The 20,454-nt window shown below is 53.0% G+C and carries 15 protein-coding genes and 1 pseudogene; 10 read left to right on the forward strand and 6 right to left on the reverse strand.

Annotated elements, in window-relative coordinates:
* Position 1: 1 nt before the first annotated feature.
* Both NSP04_RS00360 and NSP04_RS00365 read right to left on the reverse strand, forming a co-directional pair.
* Positions 2 to 4,057, reverse strand: a complete 4,056-nt coding sequence (locus NSP04_RS00360; protein WP_257510350.1) for a translocation/assembly module TamB domain-containing protein — start codon at positions 4,055 to 4,057, stop codon at positions 2 to 4.
* Complete coding sequence (locus NSP04_RS00365; RefSeq protein WP_257510351.1) at positions 4,054 to 5,826, reverse strand: autotransporter assembly complex protein TamA; 1,773 nt, start codon at positions 5,824 to 5,826, stop codon at positions 4,054 to 4,056. The genes NSP04_RS00360 and NSP04_RS00365 overlap by 4 nt, the downstream gene beginning before the upstream one ends.
* 1,024 nt (positions 5,827 to 6,850) lie before the next feature.
* Between NSP04_RS00365 and NSP04_RS00370 the strand changes: the two genes are divergently transcribed.
* The 3 genes from NSP04_RS00370 (at position 6,851) to NSP04_RS00380 (ending at position 11,115) form a co-directional block, all read left to right on the forward strand.
* Positions 6,851 to 7,696, forward strand: a complete 846-nt coding sequence (locus NSP04_RS00370) for a hypothetical protein (RefSeq protein ID WP_257510352.1) — start codon at positions 6,851 to 6,853, stop codon at positions 7,694 to 7,696.
* On the forward strand, positions 7,693 to 10,164 hold the full coding sequence (locus tag NSP04_RS14925) for a hypothetical protein (protein WP_306815182.1): 2,472 nt from the start codon (positions 7,693 to 7,695) through the stop codon (positions 10,162 to 10,164). The genes NSP04_RS00370 and NSP04_RS14925 overlap by 4 nt, the downstream gene beginning before the upstream one ends.
* 117 nt (positions 10,165 to 10,281) lie before the next feature.
* A complete protein-coding gene (locus NSP04_RS00380) occupies positions 10,282 to 11,115 on the forward strand; it encodes a hypothetical protein (protein ID WP_257510353.1) in 834 nt (277 codons plus the stop codon).
* A gap of 6 nt (positions 11,116 to 11,121) precedes the next feature.
* On the opposite strand, the gene NSP04_RS00385 is transcribed toward NSP04_RS00380, so the two are convergent.
* Both NSP04_RS00385 and NSP04_RS00390 read right to left on the reverse strand, forming a co-directional pair.
* Entirely contained in the window at positions 11,122 to 12,195 is a 1,074-nt protein-coding gene (locus tag NSP04_RS00385) for a 2Fe-2S iron-sulfur cluster-binding protein (RefSeq protein ID WP_257510354.1), read from the reverse strand.
* Between the two features lie 32 nt (positions 12,196 to 12,227).
* Positions 12,228 to 13,430 (reverse strand): alkane 1-monooxygenase, encoded by a 1,203-nt coding sequence (locus NSP04_RS00390; RefSeq protein WP_257510355.1) that lies wholly within the window; start codon positions 13,428 to 13,430, stop codon positions 12,228 to 12,230.
* 180 nt (positions 13,431 to 13,610) lie between these two features.
* Here NSP04_RS00390 and NSP04_RS14980 point away from each other — a divergent pair.
* A pseudogene (locus tag NSP04_RS14980) lies at positions 13,611 to 13,754 on the forward strand (hypothetical protein); the annotation flags it as partial.
* Positions 13,755 to 14,109: 355 nt separating this feature from the next.
* On the opposite strand, the gene NSP04_RS14985 reads toward NSP04_RS14980, so the two are convergent.
* Positions 14,110 to 14,277 (reverse strand): DUF3649 domain-containing protein, encoded by a 168-nt coding sequence (locus NSP04_RS14985; protein ID WP_371824983.1) that lies wholly within the window; start codon positions 14,275 to 14,277, stop codon positions 14,110 to 14,112.
* 106 nt (positions 14,278 to 14,383) lie between these two features.
* Here NSP04_RS14985 and NSP04_RS00400 point away from each other — a divergent pair, with 106 nt between their 5' ends.
* The 6 genes from NSP04_RS00400 to NSP04_RS00425 all read left to right on the forward strand — a co-directional run bounded on the left by NSP04_RS00400 (position 14,384) and on the right by NSP04_RS00425 (position 19,458).
* Positions 14,384 to 15,127, forward strand: coding sequence for a response regulator transcription factor (locus tag NSP04_RS00400; protein WP_257510357.1), 744 nt, complete (start codon positions 14,384 to 14,386; stop codon positions 15,125 to 15,127).
* Between the two features lie 54 nt (positions 15,128 to 15,181).
* Positions 15,182 to 16,450 (forward strand): glutamyl-tRNA reductase, encoded by a 1,269-nt coding sequence (gene hemA / locus NSP04_RS00405; RefSeq protein ID WP_257510358.1) that lies wholly within the window; start codon positions 15,182 to 15,184, stop codon positions 16,448 to 16,450.
* Entirely contained in the window at positions 16,451 to 17,533 is a 1,083-nt protein-coding gene (prfA, locus tag NSP04_RS00410) for a peptide chain release factor 1 (protein ID WP_257510359.1), read from the forward strand.
* Positions 17,530 to 18,393: a peptide chain release factor N(5)-glutamine methyltransferase gene (prmC, locus tag NSP04_RS00415; protein WP_257510360.1), complete on the forward strand. Its 864-nt coding sequence runs from the start codon at positions 17,530 to 17,532 to the stop codon at positions 18,391 to 18,393. The genes prfA and prmC overlap by 4 nt, the downstream gene beginning before the upstream one ends.
* Before the next feature lie 80 nt (positions 18,394 to 18,473).
* Positions 18,474 to 18,806: a Grx4 family monothiol glutaredoxin gene (grxD, locus tag NSP04_RS00420; RefSeq protein ID WP_257510361.1), complete on the forward strand. Its 333-nt coding sequence runs from the start codon at positions 18,474 to 18,476 to the stop codon at positions 18,804 to 18,806.
* A gap of 52 nt (positions 18,807 to 18,858) precedes the next feature.
* Entirely contained in the window at positions 18,859 to 19,458 is a 600-nt protein-coding gene (locus tag NSP04_RS00425; protein ID WP_257510362.1) for a UbiX family flavin prenyltransferase, read from the forward strand.
* A gap of 26 nt (positions 19,459 to 19,484) precedes the next feature.
* On the opposite strand, the gene NSP04_RS00430 is transcribed toward NSP04_RS00425, so the two are convergent.
* A complete protein-coding gene (locus NSP04_RS00430; RefSeq protein ID WP_257510363.1) occupies positions 19,485 to 20,351 on the reverse strand; it encodes a class I SAM-dependent methyltransferase in 867 nt (288 codons plus the stop codon).
* Between the last annotated feature and the right edge of the window lie 103 nt (positions 20,352 to 20,454).

Below are 20,454 nucleotides of genomic sequence, written 5' to 3' on the forward strand. Positions count from 1 at the left end.
TTTAATCAAAAGACAGCTGGTACAGGGCATCCACTGCATTGTCAGCCCCCGTTCTGGCAATAAAACTTAATTGACGAGAATATTGGTAATTCAACTTTACAATACTGGCCGCGGTGGTCACCGACTGATCGAAACTCAAGTAAAACTTGTCGCTTAATCGCTTGCCCAAAGACACGATCCGCTGTGAAAGCAGTGGGTCGTCGGAACCCAGAATACTTGCTGACGCATCTGCTCCCGGCGCAATCGCCACTTTACTGCCCACGGCACGGGAATCGGCTGCAGTCAACGAACCAGTGCTCAGGTTCAAGTCGTCAATACCAATTGACCGCGCAATTTTTCGCGTCGTGCTTTCATCACTGTCACCAAAAATAGCCGCAGCTGCGGTTAACAGCAAGGTTGAATCGCGATCGGCAGAACCACTGCCACGACCAAGGATCATCCACGACAGCTTTTCAGAATCGGGCACGGCGGGTTCGCTGACCAGCGTCACGGTTGGCCGCTGCGCAGTACCGGTGACTTCGACGCCCGCTTCCACAGCCACACCCTTTCTCACTGCACGAACATTCAAACCCGGATTGTCGATTGGCCCCTGAAAGTTCACTACACCGCGCTCAATCGAAAGGTCTTGCCCATAGGCACGGTAGGTTCCGTCCACGGTTTGAATGGTGCCGTTGGCCGTCAATCTGCGGCCCGCGCGGCGCTGGCCACTGCCACCAACGCCTTCAAGTAAAACCAACTGCAGCCCACCTTCCAGCCGAGTTCTAAGACCCTCGGCATTCACGTAAAAACGGTCACCCAAATTGGCCCGAACTTGCAGATCTATCGGTAAGCCAGCGCCAGACGCTTCGCTTCGACCTTGAATGAACACGTCGTCGCTCAGCGTTTGGGGCCCACTTTCGGGCATTTCAAAATAAGCGCCCAACACGTTCAATGTACCGCGAATTTTAAGGGGACCGTCTTCCACGGTGGGTTGCTGAACCTGTACGGTGGAATCTACTTTCATCCATCGATCGGGTCGCTGCAACAAAGGTACTTTGTCCATCACCATGCGAATTTCGCCATCGCGGCCAGTCAAGTTCCACTGACCTGTTGCAGTAATTTTTCCAACACCTTGAATCAGTGGCCCCAGTTCTTCAAGGTAACGTCGTGGCGAGCGGCGGTTGTACACGGTGAATTCAAAGGTATCAATGCTGGCTTTGTCGGTGGTGAAATCGACAATGATGTTGCCTTCTTCAAGCCGGACACCTTGGTCAAGCTGAAACACATCGAGATCCATGGCGAACAAGCGACCTTGCACATCCGGATTGTTGGCCGTGCCGCCGATGGCCATGGCGACCTGCCCGGTGCCACTGGTTCTTACCCCACCGCTAATTAATGGACCCAACCAGTTCAGTTCAGTGAATCCGCCCGCCACCGCGCCTTTCATGGGCTGGTTGCCCGCGATGCCCCATGTATTGGTTTGCGGATTTTGCACAACTGGCAAACGCAGGTCTGCAGTGACGGAACCAAACTCATCGGCGACCACGTTCAGATTCACACTAACGGCTTCCCGGTCAAAATCAAGACGAGCGATCAGGGTTTGAATTCCGACATCAATTTGTGAGTCTTCAAGCACCTGCAAACCACCCGATACATGCGTAACATCCACATGACCTTCGACTTTTTCCGGATTGGACAAGTAATCCCATTTCACTTTGGCGATCAAGTCTTTGGGTTCAACGGTAAGCTGCTTTCGCAAAATTGGCGACATTCGCGGGAATGAAAACTGGGGCATTTCCCCTTCAACCCGAATTTCGCGATTGGCCATGCGCAGCAATTTGTTGTGAATCAAAGATGTGTCTTCGCCTTTTATCACCAGGTTCAGCAGTTCCACATAACCGCCCGCCAAGGTTAGCGGTGCAGGGCTTTGCAAGTTGAAGCTGCGCGCGGGGATCCACATGCCTTCTACTTTTAAAGCGGTAATTGCTCCTTGCCAGCCAGTGGCCGCAATTGGCTTTTGAAGTTGCTTGATGCCACCACTTAAAGCGAACTCACCTTTCAATGGACGAAGCCTGCTAAACGGCTGCAGGCCACTATTGAACACACCCTTCAGTTCATGCTGGTTGCGCGCACCACGCAAAGTCAAATTCATGCCATTGAGGGTGTTGGCCAGAGCGCCAGGCACCTTGACCTGGCTGACTTGAATGTCTCCAGTCCATGGTGAGCTGGGGGCTGAACCCAGTGAAAATTGCCCAGCAATTTGTTCCACTTGCAAAGCTTGATCCAGTTCAAGCTGGCGAACGTTAATATTGCCTTCACCTGAAAAATCGCCCCCGATTCCACGCAGCTTCCCCTGAAGGCGTGCGGTGCCCGCCAGTTTCATATCGAGCAGGCGGCCCAGTCTGCGAAGCTCATCAAGGTGAATGTCGATGTCCACAAAATCGGCTTGCGTGCCATAGCTGCCATTTGCACGCACGGTGTTGCCCACCACATCCAGATCAAGCAACACATTACTCAAACGCTGGGTGCCACCGGTGGCCTGGGCTTTCAGGGTTAATGGCGCGTCGGCCAAAAAGGAATTGTCAAGATTCAGGCGAAGTTCACCAAAAGGATCAATCTTACTGCTGTTGCCACTGGGCGCCAAATCACCTTTAAAAAACAAGTCGCCGTTCAGTTTGCCCTGTAACAACGGACTGGAATCTGGAATGTAATTTCCGGGGTTGATGGCTTTTAAATTTAACTGAACATTCAGTGGTAACTTTCCGGTCAAACCCACCAGCGCTTTGCCATTCAATGTGGCGTTGCGGTCTTGCATGTTCAAGCGATCAATGCGCAACTGCGTGGGCGTTTTGCTGCCTTGTACCGTGCCAGTCAATGAAATTTTTCTTGGCAAATCGGCAAACACAGAAGCATCCAGATTGCGTGTTTTCAAATCGAAATCAATGACACCAGAGGCCAGGTCAGGATTGGGCGAGCCATCTTCAAGCGCGGCAGCGGCACGCCATTGCAGGGTTGCAGTCGCCGACCCTGCGGCGCGTTGTATGTCGGCCAAACTCAGTTCATCGACCCAAAAGTCCAGCTGCTGGGGCATCTGATCTTTCAAAGCCAATTCAAACCGCGATTTCAAATTCATCAGCGGTAAACCACCCTCTTGCACTGGCATCGGCAACGCGTTACGAACGGACAACTCACCGACGCTTTGCGTGAAATCTGCATTGGGCAACACTTTGGCATTCACAGTTAAAGACGCACGTGGCGCACCTTCAAGCCACTGCGCCGGGTTGAAGCTGCTGGCAAATACAGTAACTGTTTCCAGCAAGCTGGGTTTGAACAAGGTAAGAACCGCCTGCGCTTCAGCACTTTGAGAAACCTCATTGCGCTCCAGATTCTGGCCCAAGGCATTCAGCGTTAATTCCAGTCGTTCAACCGAGCCCTGTGCAAGCAGCTTTGCATCCAGTGCCACGTCTTCAAAGTTTTTTTGTGCGGTCACAAAACCATTCAAGAGGTAAGGCTTTTCGAGCACCACGTTCAACTGTGCGTTCAGGTCAGTGTTTTGGGTTGTTAGCGAGAGTTGAGCAACATCCAGACGACCATTCTTTACACTGGCCTTGCCCGCTAAATTATTAAAGGTTTGGTCATTAAATACGACTTCGCCAACGGCAAGGTTTTGCAATTCAAGTTCAGATGAAAGCTCAATTCGCTCGGGCAACACGAAGGGGTCCTGCTCTTCCTCGGTTGGGGGAAACTGCGCACGGATTGAATCCGCACTAAGTGTGTTCACCACCACTTTCCTGCTCAATAGAACTGGAAAGTCCACCTGAATATAAACCTGCTCGGCTTGGACAGAATTGTTTCCATCTTGCCAACTCAAGGTGTCAATGTACAACCCTTGCCACAGCGTGCCACGTACATTGCCAACAACAAGCTTTTGGGTTGTATTGCCAGCCAGCCATTGTTCAGCCTGCCGAAACGCAAACTGCACCCCTTGCTCAGTTTTAATTAACCAGAATGACGAGGTGGCAACACCAACCACGATCAGCAAGAAAACCAAGAATAGCGCTGTGACTGCCCTTTTCAAAACGCCACCCCCAATGCGAAATGAATACGGGGGGAGCTTTGATTTGCTGCCTTGGCAATATCAAAAGCGATTGGCCCTGCAGGCGTTTGGTACCGCACACCAATGCCAATCGCCGTGTTGGGATCAAAATCGCCCCAGCTGTTCGATACATCGCCTACATCGGTAAACACCGCTGCACCCAGTGGGCCACCATCGAACCACCTGGTGTATTCAAGGCTACCAATCATGGTTCGGCGGCCACCCACCAAAACACCTTGATCGAGCACACCCAAATCAAGAAAATCAAATCCACGAAGGCTGTTGGTTCCGCCCGCCCGGAACAGGAAATCCTGGGGAATGTCTCGCCGTGCGCTGGCCACAACTGTACCTGCCTCAAAACGGGCGGAGAAAACATTCTCGCGAGAAGGCGACCAGAATTTTTGTACGCGACCGTACAGACGAACGAAGTCCTGATCGGATGCAAGCTGTTCCGCTGCCACGGCCAACTGACCAAACGCAATGTAACCTTTGCGCGGATTCAACCTGTCATCCACCGCATTGCGCTGCCAGGATGAACTGGCCACCAAGGCCTGCGTATCACCAAAATTCACGCCCAAGGTTTTTCGCGCCTCCAATTGAAAATTCAGGCCGAGCCGAAACTCGTTAATGCCTTTGCTGAATTCGCGAATGGCACCGATCGATGAGCGATCCACTTCAAGATTTGAAATTTCTTGATGATCAAATGCCACGCCCACTGAATCGGTAATACCCAGACTTGAAGGCGGTAAAAAGACATCGGCATAGGCGGATTGCCTTTTTTGTTCAAGACGAGCACCTGTGACCAAGGAATAGGCTCGATTGAACAAGTTGTTGTATTGATATGTTGCCTCGGTTCTAAACCCGGTGTTGGAACTGTAGCCGGCACCCAAACCCAAACGCTTGCTGTCGCTTTCAAGCACGGAAACTTCGATGGGAACATTCTTGGGGTTGCGATCATCGGCATCAATTTTTACATCAACCGACGAGAAATAACTGGTTCCTTGCAGGTCAGCCAAAAGCCGAAGTAGCCGCTCTTGCTCATAGGGATCACCGGGGCGTATTTTGTTGTAACGCGACACCAAATCCAATGGATACTTTTTCATTCCTTCAATTTTCAATTCGCCGAAGGTGAATACCGGCCCGCTGTCGTAAACAACTAGAAGCTCAACGGTACTTTTCTCTGGATCAACATTGGCCAGGCTTTCAGACAGGGTCGCCGCCGCGAAGTCACGCGCCAGCAAATCACGAAGTAATGTGTCTTTACTTGCACTCCAGTCGCCTTGGTTAAAGGGTTGATTCACGCCAAGCAGCCACAAGGTTTTCAGCCTTTCGCGGCGATCCGAGAATTCGTCTTTGTTAATTTCACCATCAAACTGGATGTCGACTGACACGACCTTGCTTTGCGGCCCGGGCTCAACCGTAATGTTCAATACTGGAGCTTGGTCTTCAGGGATGCTTTCATCGACGACACGTTGAATATTGGGAGAAAAGTAACCCTGCGTGCCCAGGGCGTCACGAATTGCAGGCCGCAAACGGCGGAACAACTGCCAAGCGTCGCCATTGTCGTTCACCTGCGCAGAAGCAAGAATTTGACGTGTTGATTGATCAATCAGACTTTGAAACTGATCTGCCACCTGATAGCTGACTTTTGGCGGTTCAAGTTCCGCCTCTGCCGGTTGCGCATTGGCCGCACCAAGCTGAAACGCAAGTATCCATGCCATGCACAACACACGCAAACGAAAAAATTTCATGACAAAAACTGTTAACAACATCCGCACACTCGGTTGTAGCGCTCTCATTGATTTGGTAGGCATTGGCCACACATGGCTGCCCTGCATCGTAGTACTTTGACATCCATACCGGGGCCCAAAGATTGTTTCTGCACAAACCATTCCGAAAAATACAGAAATTTACATTTGCGATTCGGCAAAAATGACCGCTAAGACTGTTCAATTCAACAGCGTGAAGATAGTTATCGGAATAATTACCTCACCCACCCACTAAAATGGGTCCCCCCTCGGGCTTAGTCGCCGAAAACACCCAATACAAGCAAACCGCATCTTAAAAGGTTTTTTGTAAACAAACCTGACAACGAAATTAACGTTTCTACTCACAAGAAAGCTCGCAATAGCTTGAAATGAAGGCTTTGCAAAACCTTTTAACAGTATAAATTTCACAATCTATCGTTATTTGTCCAAATTTATCCCGCGATTGACGTGATTATTTCCTATTCCTTGAATCCGTTCGAAACAGCTGTGAGTAAAACGCCTATAGAAGTCTTTTTGCCTGAAGAAAACCCTAGCTCCGAGGAACTGTAAATCATGGAAAACGCAAACCCGAATGTCGGAATAATTAAATCCGCATCTGGCCTTCAAGTGGAACGAAGCGGTCAGATCATTCAACTGTCGCAAGGCGATGCCTTGAAATGGAATGACGTAGTTACAAACACAAGCGCACAAACAGCAGAGGTATTAATGCCTGCCGTTTCTGCGGGCCACGGCGACACGCTTATGCAACTGGCTCCGAACGCATCCGCGAAGCTTGAACAGATCAGTTCCACGGTAGCTGACGGTGCAAATCGTACTGAAGTGGTGGCATTGAGCGAAGGCGTTGAACTGTATGACATCGACAACGAAGTAAGTTCCGCCATTCTGACCCCCTATGAAGGATCAATGTCCGGTTTGGTTGGCGCTGGCTTGCTCGCAGGCGGCAGCGCTGGTGCAGGCGTTGGTGCCGCAATTGGCGGCGCGGTGTTGGGTGCAGTTGCGCTAAGCGATGACGACGACGGCCCCGGAACCACCACAGAACCAAGTGATGGCGACGCTGATGCCGATGCTGACGCTGATGCTGATGCTGATGCCGATGCTGATGCCGATGCCGATGCTGATGCTGATGCTGATGCTGATGCTGATGCTGATGCTGATGCCGATGCTGATGCCGATGCTGATGCCGATGCTGACGCGGATGCTGATGCTGATGCTGATGCTGATGCTGATGCTGATGCTGATGCTGACGCTGATGCTGACGCTGATGCTGACGCTGATGCTGATGCTGATGCTGATGCTGATGCTGATGCTGATGCTGATGCTGATGCTGATGCTGATGCTGATGCTGATGCTGATGCTGATGCTGATGCTGATGCTGATGCTGATGCTGATGCTGATGCTGATGCTGATGCTGATGCTGATGCTGATGCTGATGCTGATGCTGATGCTGATGCTGATGCTGATGCTGATGCTGATGCTGATGCTGATGCTGATGCTGATGCTGATGCTGATGCTGATGCTGATGCTGATGCTGATGCTGATGCTGATGCTGATGCTGATGCTGATGCTGATGCTGATGCTGATGCTGATGCTGATGCTGATGCTGATGCTGATGCTGATGCTGATGCTGATGCTGATGCTGATGCTGATGCTGATGCTGATGCTGATGCTGATGCTGATGCTGATGCTGATGCTGATGCTGATGCTGATGCTGATGCTGATGCTGATGCTGATGCTGATGCTGATGCTGATGCTGATGCTGATGCTGATGCTGATGCTGATGCTGATGCTGATGCTGATGCTGACGCTGATGCCGATGCTGATGCCGATGCAGACTCCGACACTTCTGGAGTGATCGGTGGTCTTGAGTCGTTAAATCAAGGACTCGAAGAGACACCCCTAGCACCTATTACTGCGGTAACCGGTGCGTTGGCTGATGGCCTGGCCACTGTGTCAGACGGCATCGCAAGCGTGTCTGAACAGGATCCTACTGGGGTCGCAAACCTGCTTGCAGAAACCGTTGGTCAACCGCAAGAAGGTTTCACCAACGACCAAGGAGGCTTGGCCGGTACAGTGAGCAACTTGGCTCAAGGTCTGGCAGAAGGCGCAGAGCCAACACCGCTCGACCCACTGGTCAACCCCTTGGCACAAACCTTGGGCTTCACAGAGAATGAGCCAGTGCAAGAGAACATGATTACAACGGCGGCCGCTAACCCACGAGCACGAAACAAAGGTGAAGTGGATGGCGTAGCGCAAGGCTTGACGAAAGCTGGCAATGTTCTTGCCTCAGACAAAAGCCCATTGAGCCCTCTTACTGCTGAAATTTTGGCACCAGTTGTTGGTACCAAGAACTCTGACGCTGGTTCACCTGGCGTACCAGGCACCTTGCAAGAAGTGGCGGAAGGCCTGACCGACTTGACCAACCCAGAGAGCGCCCTTGCACCTTTGGCACCAGTAACCGGTGGCCTAGCCTTTGTTGTTGCAGGTGGTGAAGATCCGACTGGTGGACAACTGCCTGAGCAACTTTCAGGTGGACTGGCCGGTGGTGTGGTGCTTCTTGGTGAACAATTGACGAATAACGCCGAAACAGCTGGCCCAGGTGAACCACTTATTGAAACAGTGGGCAACCTGCTAGGTGGCGAACGAGCAGAGGATGATGGCGGCGAACCCGGCGAGGGTGAAGAGCCGGGCGAAGGCGGCCCAACGGGCACACCTTTGGATGCAATACTTGCTCCATTGACAGACCTGGCTGGTGGCGGTTTGCCAGCAATCCCAGGCTTGCCAGGTGGTGACGAAGGCGAACCAGGCGAAGGCGGCCCAACAGGCACACCTCTGGATGCAGTTCTTGCTCCATTGACAGACCTGGCTGGTGGCGGTTTGCCAGCAATCCCAGGCTTGCCAGGTGGTGACGAAGGCGAGCCAGGCGAAGGCGGCACCACTGGTACGCCACTTGATTTGATCATCGATCCTATCGCCGATGCCGTTGGTGGCGGTGAAGGTGGCATTCCTGAAACTCCACTGTCTCCCATAACAGACGCATTGATGGAAAATGCGGACCCAGCGGTGTTTGCAGAAAACTTGGCCAGTGTGATCGAAGACATCGGCACCAACACACCTCTTGAGGCAGTCACTGAGCCACTGGTTGAAGCGCTGCGCTCTGGCGGTCTGCCAGACATGGGCGGTGGCGACGATGGAGAAGATCCAGAGGAACCAGAAGAGCCAAACCCCACTGCTGGCCCAATCGAAAGCGCAGCTCGTCAGTTTGTAGATGTGGCGCCCATCGAAATGATCCCAGTAATTGGCCAGCCAATTGAAGACGGCATCGTAACTGGCGCCATGGCTTTGGACGGTCTACTGGCTGGTGGCATCCCTGGTGCACCTACAATCCCTGGCTTGCCAGGTGGTGACGAAGGCGAGCCAGGCGAAGGCGGCCCAACAGGCACACCTCTGGATGCAGTTCTTGCTCCATTGACAGACCTGGCTGGTGGCGGTTTGCCAGGCTTGCCAGGTGGTGACGAAGGCGAGCCAGGCGAAGGCGGCCCAACAGGCACACCTCTGGATGCAGTTCTTGCTCCATTGACAGACCTGGCCGGTGGCGGTTTGCCAGGCTTGCCCGGTGATGACGGCGGTGACGAAGGCGGCCCAACAGGCACACCTCTGGATGCAGTTCTTGCTCCATTGACAGACCTGGCTGGTGGCGGTTTGCCAGGCTTGCCAGGTGATGACGGCGGTGACGAAGGCGGCCCAACAGGCACACCTCTGGATGCAGTTCTTGCTCCATTGACAGACCTGGCTGGTGGCGGTTTGCCAGCAATCCCAGGCTTGCCAGGTGGTGACACCGGTGGCGAGACGCCAGCACCTAACCCAGAGGCTGGTCCGATTGAAAGTGCAGCACAACAGTTTGTTGATATTGCGCCAATCGAGATGATCCCAGTGATTGGTCAGCCAATTGAAGATGGCATCGTAACTGGCGCCGCACTTCTGGACAGCATATTGGCTGGTGGCATCCCCGGCGGTGGTGACACTGATGGCCCAACAGGAACACCTTTGGACACAGTACTTGCTCCATTGACTGACCTGGCGGGTGGTGGCATCCCTGGCGGTGGTGACACTGATGGCCCAACAGGAACACCTTTGGACGCTGTACTTGCTCCATTGACTGACCTGGCGGGTGGTGGTTTGCCAGACGCTGGCGGATTGCCAATTCCAACAGATCCATCTGCACTGACCGACTTGCTGGGTGGAGATGGTTCACCAATTAGTACAGTTACAGACCTGTTAGATCCAAGCGCATTGCCGATCCCAGGTTTACCAACTGCCTAATGAGCTGAAAGGACCAACAAAAACCCCTCCTCGGAGGGGTTTTTTGTTTGAATCCAAATTGCAGTCTCGCGCAGTAAAACTAATAACTTTACCGACAAACCAATGGACACTACTCCCATGAGCACTGCCCCACAAATTGGCACCATTGCCTCCAACACAAGCAAACTGCAGGTACAACGGCAAGGCGAACAAATTACCCTTCGCCAAGGCGACGCAATTTTTGCCGGAGACGTACTTCAAAACAAAGACCTTGTGCCGGTGGACATTGAACTGCCTGCACAGGTTTCTGGCCAAGCCGATTCATTGGTTACACTGGCGCCTCAATCTGCTGCGCAAATCGCTACTAATACATCGGCAGAAGGCGCTTTTCTGGAAATTACATCGTTGACTGAAGGTGTGGAACTTTATGCAGTCAGCGAAGGTGCTGATGGTGCAGTGTTGGTTGCCGATGCAGGTACTGGCATGAGCGGATTGGTTGGTGCTGGGGTTTTGTCTGCAGGCTCAGCCAGTGGTGTGGGCGGAATCGCCACTGCGATTGGTGGTGGTGTGGGCGTTGCAGCACTTGCAGCCTCGTCTGGTGACGACACTTTATTTGAAGGCTCCGCCTTCACGGATGTGCGAGTCGACAACGGCGACGAAACCACAGACCCGGTAGACAATCCCGACGAAAGCGAAAATCCAGATCAAGACAACCCAGACCAAGAAAATCCGGACGAGGAAAACCCCGAGGAAGAAAATCCCGAGGAACCTGCTGAACCAGTCGATGAAGGCACCACTGGCACCCCACTGGATGCAATACTCGACCCACTTGCAGATGCCCTGGGCGGCACGCCTTTGGCAGTGATTTCCGACCCGCTTTTTGATGCATTGGGATCGCTTCCTATTGGATCCGCGCCCAACCCGGCAGACGCACTGCCGCTGGACGCAATCACTGGCAACCTGCCTTTTTAAGTCAAGTTATTCGAATTTATCATAGCGAATGTTCTCTGCCTTCACGCCAAGTCTGGAAAACTTGGCGATGGCGGCATCAATCATTGCAGGCGGCCCGCACAAGTAGGCCTGAACTTCACGCCAATCCAGTTGCAGTTTGTCGAGTTCATCCGTGACATAACCACGTGCGCCAGTCCAGCCAGAATTCTCGGGCTCTTCCGACAACACCTGCTTGAAATTCATGGATCCACGCCACCCCTGCTGAATGCGGGCAATTTCGTCTGCCGCATACAAATCGCGCTGGGTGCGCGCACCAAACAGGTAAACCGCATCGCGGGTTTCACCCGCCCACTTGGCCTGCTCCAGCAAACTTAAAATGGGTGCCATGCCACTTCCGCCTGCCACACACACAATGGGGGCAGCTTTTTCACCCTCTGCAGGGCGCAGGTAGAAATCGCCAAATGGTCCGCTCATGCTAAGGCGGGTTTCTTGGCGATTGGCCGCAAACAGCCATTCCGTGAACTTACCGCCGGGCACTTTGCGAACATGAAAAACCAGTTCGTTCGCCTCTTGCCCCTTGGGTGCCATTGCAAAGCTGTAATTGCGGGAAAGGCTGAATTCTTCCAAGCGAATTTCCGCATATTGTCCGGCCTTGAAAGGCATGGGGTCGTCCAGCGCCACGCGCAACTCCACAATGTCATGGGTCAAATCTTTTTGCCCCACAATCGTGCCGCGTGTTTCAACCAAGCGGTCACCGCCCGAAGTCAATTCCACTTCAATTTCCAGATCTGTTTCTGGAATCGACTGGCACGCCAGAATCATCCCAGCCTTCAGGTCTTCAGCGCTTAGCACATAGCTGGAATCGGTCAGCTCGCGCACCTTGCCGCTTTTCAGTTTGCACTTGCACTGGGTGCAACTGCCCACACGGCAGTTGTGCGGGAAACCCAATCCCGCCGACAATGCCGAATTCAAAATCACTTTTCGGCCTTTTTCGACTTCAAAGCTTTGCCCGCCGGGTGCCACACTTACTTTGTGGCTTACTTTGCCTTTCTTGGCTTGAACCGCACCGCCCTGTAAACCAAACCATTCAAGTAATTTCATTGTCGTCTCCTTGTGGGGAATCAGGCCACGGCTTAGGCCGCAGCGCGGTTCATGTTCTGGCTTGCTTGTTGGCCCAACTGTGCCGACTTCAATCCCTTCATGCCGCTTTTAACGCTCGCTTCAATGGCCAGCTTTTTTTCCTCTGGCGTGGCAAACGTTTCGTCCCAATGGTTCAACAAAGGCGTCATTACTTTTTTGTAGAGTGGAGGCACCAATGCCAGCAAAATAGTGCCCAAATAACCGGTCGGCAACATGGGTGCATGCTGGTAGCTGCGCAAGTTCCAGTATTCCTGGTCGGCTTCAGCGTGATGATGTGAATGGCGGGTTAAGGCGTACAACAGTGCAGTAGAAACCGATGCGTTGGTGTTCCAGCTGTGGCGGGGTTCTACCTTGTCTTCCGGACGGCGGACAATGCCGTAATGTTCCATGAAGTTCACGATTTCCAACAAAGTTTTACCGCCAGCGCTCATCACCCAAAACATCACCACCCCGGCCCAACCGCCGATATAGAACGACGCGGCAAACAAGCCCAAACTCATCAAATTACCGCGCATCATTCGACTGTGAATTGGATTCCACACCGACTGATTGAATTTTGCCAAGCGCTGTTTTTCAAGCTTCCAGGCCGACTTGTAACCGCCAATTGTGCTTTTCAACACAAAGCTGTACACATTCTCGCCACGTTGCGCAGTGGCAGGATCGGCGGGTGTGCCCAAGTTCTTGTGGTGGCCGTACACATGCTCAATTGCGAAAGAAGCATCACAAGTAAAAGCCAACATCCAGCGGCCCAGAATCATGTCGCGCATGCTGTACGTGCGGTGAGTCAACTCGTGACCCACATTGGTGCCACCTGCGCCAAACAAAAACGCACCGGCCACCGCGCCTACAAACCACTGGTACCAAGTGGTGTCAGCTTGTAGCTGCAAGCGGTCGTAACCAAAGGTGCTCTTCATAAAGCCATCGATGCCCAGTACATCCACCGGGGCAACCCCCCAAGTGAAACACAGGGTCACCCACATTAAAATTGGCAGGGTCAACCACAACATCAGGTTCAGGAAAAACTCACCTTCCATGCGGGGCTCGCTGCGGTCGTCTGGCAACAAAATATCGCCCAATGCAACCACAAACACCAAAGCCAGAATACCGGTGTACATCCAGGCGCCACCTTGCATCATGGCGTGCATCACACCAATCGCAATCAGGGGGAACGTTGTAAATTTTAAGTAATGCAACATGTCAGGTCTCCCGTTGTTTGCTGCCCTTTAGTTGTTGTGGAATGGGCAAAGTCTATCTCAACAAATCCTATGTTAACGATTGTAAACATACTCGTCAATACCTGCATAGATCGATTGATTCAAACTACACAAACACGGTTTCATAACAGGCGTTCGGGTTTTCGATATAATCGAAGGCCTATGACCTCCACAGCATCAACCACCCACGGCCGCACACGGCTTATCAACGCTGCACTGAACCTGAGCTATCAACGGCGCAGCTTCTCCAGCCTAGGCATTCGTGAAATTACCCGCGAAGCCAAATTGTCTGCGCCCGCCTTTTATCGGCATTTCGAAGATTTGTCCGACTTGGGTACTGCTGTGATTCTGGAAGTGGAAAAAGCGGTCATCGACGCTTTCACTGAAGTTCGCATTAGCACCGCCAAGGAAGCGGATCTAGACATTCGCCCTATGTTAGTGAAACGTTTTTTTGACTGGGCTGCTGAAAATCCCAAGCCAGTTGTGGTGGGCGCATCCGAAGCCTTCGGCCCGCTGGAACGCATGCGCGCCGGTTTGAAAAAAACCATACGCGCCATCAGCGAAGACATTTGCAGCGACAATCGCATCGCCGCACTGCTGCCTGGCCTACCCCAAGAAGAAATGATCGAAGTACTGGAAGTACTTGCCCAAAACGTGTTGTTCATGGCCGTGGAATACGTTGAAAAGCCCGAGCAACGACAAGCCATCTATGACAAGGCACTTCGAATCGTGGCTGTAATTTTTGCTGGAGCCCACGCCACGCACGCCATGCAGACCGAACTCGAAAATCCTCAATCGCCTTAATTGATAAATTGGCAGGCCAATCAATTTAACAAAAAAGCAACATTGTGTTTCCCACCCTGTTTAAACGATTAAACTGTCAACACACAAATTAACCTTGTGGTAACAAAAATTCCAATGCAGGAGCCACAGTTATGCGCATCGCAGTTCTTGAAGATGATTTGACCCAGAGCGAAATGCTGCGTTGGGTGCTGGAATCAGCAAACCACAAATGCTACGCATTTGCGTCCTTCAAAAGCTTTCAAACGGCTCTGTATCGCGACAGCTTCGACCTGGTTTTACTTGACTGGGTGTTGCCAGACAGCTCTGGCCCCAAGGTTATGCAGTGGATTCGCGACACCCTGCACATCAAGATACCCGTTCTCTTTATTACGTCAAAAACAGATGAAGAAAACATTGTTGAAGCCCTAAATGCCGGGGCCGATGACTACATGATCAAACCCATCCGCCGTGGTGAACTGATTGCCCGCGTGAATGCACTGCTGCGTCGCGCTTATCCCGAACTTACAGCACCCGAAGTTTTTGAAATTGCCGACCTGGAATTTCACCCAAAATTCTCAACAATTGTTCGTCATGCCAAGCGCGTGGTCATGACCCAAAAAGAATTCGATTTGGCCTTGCTGCTGTTTCGCAACCTGGGTAAACCTCTTTCACGTTCACACATTCAAGAAAGTGTTTGGGGTCGCGACACCGATTTGCCCTCCAGAACCATGGACACCCACATTTCCCGCGTTCGCTCAAAGTTGGCCCTGCGACCCGAGCAAGGCTTTCGCCTGACACCCGTGTATGGCTTTGGCTACAAACTGGAACAAGTCGACCATGAGGGCAAATCATCCGACCTCGCAAAAATCAAACGCCAGCTCGCTGAAAACGATTGAAAGCAAAGCTGGCATAGCGGGTTATAATGAAGGGTTTTCCGCCCAGTAGGTATTATGGAGCTTTTCGCAGTCGGCCTGAATTACCAATCCGCACCACTCGCCCTTCGCGAGCGTTTGGCGTTTCCGGCCGAGCAATTGCAAGAGGCCTTGCGCGCACTCGCCGTACGCGTGCAGGCGCCTGAAGCCGCCATTCTTTCCACCTGCAACCGCACCGAAGTCTATTGCGCCAGCAGCAACATTGAGCAACTGAAAAGTGATTTGCTTGAATGGCTGGCCAACAACAGAAACATTCCCACCACCGAACTGGGCCCCCACCTGTACATTCTGCCGCAGCAGGAAGTAGTACGACACGCGTTCCGCGTGGCCAGCGGGCTTGATTCCATGGTGTTGGGCGAAGCCCAGATTCTGGGGCAAATGAAGCAGGCAGCCCGCACCGCTGAAGAAGCTGGTACGCTGGGCCAGATGCTGCACCAACTTTTTCAGCGCACCTTCTCGGTGGCCAAGGAAGTGCGTTCACACACTGAAATTGGAGCCCATTCGGTGTCCATGGCCTCAGCCGCCGTAAAGCTGGCCACCCGCATTTTTGGCGACCTAAGCAAGCGCAATGTGTTGTTCATCGGGGCAGGTGAAATGATCCAGCTTTGCGCCACCCACTTTGCCGCGCAAAACCCAAAAAGCATTACCATTGCCAACCGCAGCGCCGACCGCGCCCAGCAGCTGGCGCAAACCTACGGCGCCACTGTAATTGGTCTGGCCCAGGTGCCCGAGCAACTTGCGAAGTCCGACATTGTGATTTCCTGCACGGCCAGCACCTTGCCCATCATTGGCCTAGGAATGGTGGAAGCCGCCTGCAAAAAGCGCAAACACGAACCCATCTTTATGCTCGACCTGGCAGTTCCACGCGACATTGAAGCCCAGGTCAGCAAACTTGATGACGTATTTCTGTATTCCGTCGACGACCTTAGCCAGATTGTTCAGGAAGGCCGCGAACAACGCGCAGCTGCGGTGGAACAAGCTGAAGCCATTATTGAGTCGCAAGTTCAAGGCTTCATGCGCTGGATGAGCGAACGATCACTGGTACCCACCATTCAGGAAATTCACCAGAAAGCCGACGACATTGCCCAGCTTGAACTGGACCACGCCCGCAAACAACTGGCCAAAGGCACCCCAGCCGATGAGGTATTGCAACTCATGGCCCACCGCATGAGCGCAAAATTCATGCATGGCCCAATGCAAGCCCTGCACCAAGCCAGCCCGGCCGAACGGGAAGCCCTGATAAAGTGGGTACCCCAACTATTCAACATCAAAAACACCGACAAATAGATGAACGACAGCATGCGGAACCGGCTGACTCGGCTTGCCGAGCGCCTGGCCGACCTAGAAGATTTTTTGTCCTCCCAGAACGCAGCCAACGACATGGCGCAGTTCAAGGCCATCACGCGCGAGCGTTCAGAATTGTTACCAGCCACCGAGCGCTTTGCCGAATACCAAAGCATTGAAGCCGACTTAAATACCGCCCGGGAATGGCTCGCCGACCCCGACATGCGCGACATGGCCCGCGAAGAAATTGCACACAATGAAGAGAAACTGGCGCAACTGGAAGCCGACTTGCAACGCTTGCTGCTGCCCAAAGACCCCAACGACCACCGCAACGCCATGCTCGAAATTCGCGCGGGTACAGGGGGCGACGAGTCGGCCTTGTTTGCTGGCGACCTGTTCCGCATGTACACCCGCTATGCTGAACGACAAGGCTGGCAAATTGAAATCATGGGTGCCAGCGATTCTGAATTGGGTGGGTACAAAGAAGTGATCATTCGCCTCGCGGGCGAAAACGTGTACAAGCATTTGAAATTTGAATCGGGCGGTCACCGCGTGCAACGCGTGCCCGCCACTGAATCGCAAGGGCGAATTCACACCTCGGCTTGTACTGTCGCGGTGATGGCCGAACCCGATGAAGCCGAAGCCATTGAAATAAACCCCGCTGATTTGCGAATCGACACCTACCGGGCCAGCGGTGCCGGTGGCCAGCACATCAACAAAACCGATTCTGCAGTGCGAATTACCCACCTGCCCACCGGGCTGGTGGTGGAATGCCAAGACGAACGCAGCCAGCACAAAAACAAAGCCAAAGCACTGAAGGTGCTGAATGTGCGCCTTCAAGACAAAATAGACCGCGAACGCCAGGCAGCCGAGGCTTCCGAGCGACGCAGCCTGGTGGGTTCTGGCGATCGTTCAGAACGTATACGCACCTACAACTTTCCGCAAGGCCGCATGACGGACCACCGCATCAACTTGACGCTGTACAAACTCGACTACATCATGGACGGCGACCTGACCGACCTGATGAACGGCCTGACAGCCTTTCATGAAGCAGAATTGCTGGCTGAAATCACCGCCAAAGAATGAGCACATTGCCCCAACCCACCGTTGAATCCGTTTTGCAGCAAACGCGCGAGGAAACTGGCCTTCCGCCCAGTGAACTGCGCGTTTTAATGAGCCACATCACGGGGTTTGACCGCGTCGGTTTGGTCACCAAAGGCAACCGAGAATTGCCCATGGACCAACTTAGCGCTTTCAAGTCACTGGCAGCACGGCGCAAAAACGGCGAACCCATCGCCTATTTGGTTCAACAGAAAGAATTCTACTCACGACCTTTTTTCGTGGACCCTCGGGTGCTGATACCCCGCCCAGAAACCGAAGAATTGGTGGAACATGCACTGGGCTTTCTACAAAGCAAGTCCACTGAAAACCTGTTAACCCGTGTGCTCGACATTGGCTGTGGCAGTGGCGCAATTGCGGTGTCACTGGCCCTTGAAAACCCGATACTTGAAGTAACAGCAAGCGACATTTCAGCCGATGCCTTGTGGGTGGCGCAATACAATGCCAACGAACTGGGCGCAAAAAACGTGCGCTTTATTCAATCCGATCTATTTGCCGATTTGCTAAACCAAACCCCCGCACTGGCATTCGATTTAATCTGTAGCAACCCACCGTACATTGAACAAGGCGACATTCACCTTGAACAGGGCGACCTGCGGTTCGAGCCTGCCCAAGCCCTGACCGATGGTGGCGATGGCCTTCGCTTTTACCGGGAAATTGCCCGCCACAGCCCAACCCTGCTGCGCACAGGCGGCGGCGTCCTGGTTGAGCACGGGTACAACCAGCAACAGGCTGTGAAAGCCTTGTTTTCGCAAGCGCCTTATGTGCAGGCACAAGGCTTGCCCGACTTGGCTGGCACACCACGCTTCGTGTTTGCCCGCATCTAGGCATTGAAAACAAGCGTTTTGTACCCACATCCATTACACTACAGGGTTGTAGCAATTCACAAAATTGAAAGGAAGTTTCTATGAGCGCTCGCGATTCCATTCACGAAACCGTTACCAGCCACCCCGTGGTTCTGTTCATGAAAGGAACAGCCCAATTCCCCATGTGCGGGTTTTCTGGTCGCGCCATTCAAATTCTTAAAGCCTGCGAAGCCGAAAAGGTGGTTACAGTGAACGTGCTGGACGACCCGGAAATTCGCCAGGGCATTAAGGAATACGCCAACTGGCCCACCATCCCGCAACTGTATGTGAACGGCGAATTCCTGGGCGGCTGCGATATCATGACCGAGATGTACCAAAGCGGCGAACTGAAATCGCTAATCGCTGCGGCCAGTTCATCAACCAAATCCGAGTAATCGTGAATCCGGCCGCATCCTGCAGTCTGCGGCCATTTTCAGGCATATCATCTTGAGCAGCACCCTTCCCCCACAGTTCCTGCAATCCGTCACAGTGGCCATCACGGGTGCCAGCGGTGCGCTGTATGGCTTGAAAATTCTGGACTTGCTTCGCGCGCGTGGCGACACTGAAATTCACCTAGTGATTTCATCTTCCGGCTGGCTAACCCTGGCCAGCGAAAGCGACTTGAGCAAAGAAGAAGTGGAGGCCAAGGCGAATGTAGTGCACTCGCCCAAATCAGTGGGCAATTGCATTGCCAGCGGGTCTTATCCATCCATGGGCATGGTGATTGCACCCTGCTCCATGCACACCCTTGCCGCTGTAGCACATGGTTTGTCGAATAATCTGATTACCCGCGCAGCCGACGTGGTGTTGAAAGAACGCCGCCGCTTGGTGATACTGCCGCGTGAAACACCGCTGAATTTGGCACACCTGCGCAACATGGTCAGCGTAACTGAAATGGGTGGCGTGGTTATGCCTCCTGTTCCTGCACTGTACCAGCGCCCAAGCAGCATCGACGCAATGGTCACAGACACTGCCCAGCACGCCCTTCAGCTACTTGGCCTACCGAATGTACAGCGCAATGAATGGCAGGGCTTGCGCAGCAGCTAATGCCGCAACCCCACAGCGTGCTTCTTTCAGGCCGGCACGCCAAAACGCTGCTGCAACCCTTCTTCACCATCCAGCCCCAGCTCAGTCAACATGTCGCGCAAGCGCTGTGCAGCTTTTGGGTTTGAACGCTGATGCTTCTTTGCAATAATCAGCTCGTTTTTCATCGAATGCTCCCAACCCACCAGTTCCGTCACAGTGACCTGGTAGCCATGCGCTTCCAGTTGCAAGCAACGCAACACGTTGGTTAGCTGACTGCCAAATTCACGCGTGTGCAAGGGGTGGCGCCACATTTCCACCAAGCTTGTTTTTCCCAACTGGCTGGCCTTGTTCTTGCGCAAGTGTGTTGCTACCTCGGCCTGGCAGCACGGCACCAAGGCCATGAATTTAGCCTGCTTCTTCAGACCAAAAGCGATAGCATCGTCTGTGGCTGTATTGCAGGCATGCAGCGCCGTCACAATGTCGACCTGCTGCGGCAAATCCGGATGTTCAGTGGCCTGTGCCACTGGCAGGTTAATGAACTTCATGCCGCTTCCGAATCCCAGTTTGTTGGCCAGCTCGCTGGATTTATCGACCAATTCCTGGCGGGTTTCCACCCCGGCCACCATTGCACCTTCCGGATTCTGCTTGATGTACAAGTCATAAAGAATGAAGCCCAAATATGATTTTCCAGCGCCATGGTCTACCAAGTACAAACTGCCTTCATTGGCTTTTCGCGCCTCATCAATCAAGGGCTCAATGAAATGGGTCAGGTGGTACACCTGCTTCAGCTTCCTGCGGCTGTCTTGGTTAATGCCGCCTTCCCGCGTCACAATGTGAAGTGCTTTCAATAGCTCGACAGACTGGCCTGGCTTCAATTCAAGTGAATCAAGCGGGTTCTTTTTCGGTTTAGGCATTTGTGTTTGCAGGGTTGAATTCAATGCGCACAGTGTAAAGGGTTCTGTGCCGAATTCAGCGTGAAATTTCAACCTGGCGTTGATTGAAAACTCAGTTCGTTGA

This window comes from Limnobacter parvus, assembly GCF_024623725.1.
GTDB classification, from domain to species: Bacteria; Pseudomonadota; Gammaproteobacteria; order Burkholderiales; family Burkholderiaceae_B; genus Limnobacter; species Limnobacter parvus.

Excerpts from the sequence above, each read along its gene's own strand:
- NSP04_RS00390 (WP_257510355.1), bottom strand. The coding sequence starts at position 13,430 with ATGTTGCATTACTTAAAATTTACAACGTTCCCCCTGATTGCGATTGGT.
- NSP04_RS00385 (WP_257510354.1), bottom strand. The coding sequence starts at position 12,195 with ATGAAATTACTTGAATGGTTTGGTTTACAGGGCGGTGCGGTTCAAGCC.
- grxD (WP_257510361.1), top strand. The coding sequence starts at position 18,474 with ATGAGCGCTCGCGATTCCATTCACGAAACCGTTACCAGCCACCCCGTG.
- prfA (WP_257510359.1), top strand. The coding sequence starts at position 16,451 with ATGAACGACAGCATGCGGAACCGGCTGACTCGGCTTGCCGAGCGCCTG.
- NSP04_RS00430 (WP_257510363.1), bottom strand. The coding sequence starts at position 20,351 with ATGCCTAAACCGAAAAAGAACCCGCTTGATTCACTTGAATTGAAGCCA.
- NSP04_RS00400 (WP_257510357.1), top strand. The coding sequence starts at position 14,384 with ATGCGCATCGCAGTTCTTGAAGATGATTTGACCCAGAGCGAAATGCTG.
- NSP04_RS00365 (WP_257510351.1), bottom strand. The coding sequence starts at position 5,826 with ATGAAATTTTTTCGTTTGCGTGTGTTGTGCATGGCATGGATACTTGCG.
- NSP04_RS00380 (WP_257510353.1), top strand. The coding sequence starts at position 10,282 with ATGAGCACTGCCCCACAAATTGGCACCATTGCCTCCAACACAAGCAAA.
- hemA (WP_257510358.1), top strand. The coding sequence starts at position 15,182 with ATGGAGCTTTTCGCAGTCGGCCTGAATTACCAATCCGCACCACTCGCC.
- NSP04_RS00370 (WP_257510352.1), top strand. The coding sequence starts at position 6,851 with ATGACGACGACGGCCCCGGAACCACCACAGAACCAAGTGATGGCGACG.
- prmC (WP_257510360.1), top strand. The coding sequence starts at position 17,530 with ATGAGCACATTGCCCCAACCCACCGTTGAATCCGTTTTGCAGCAAACG.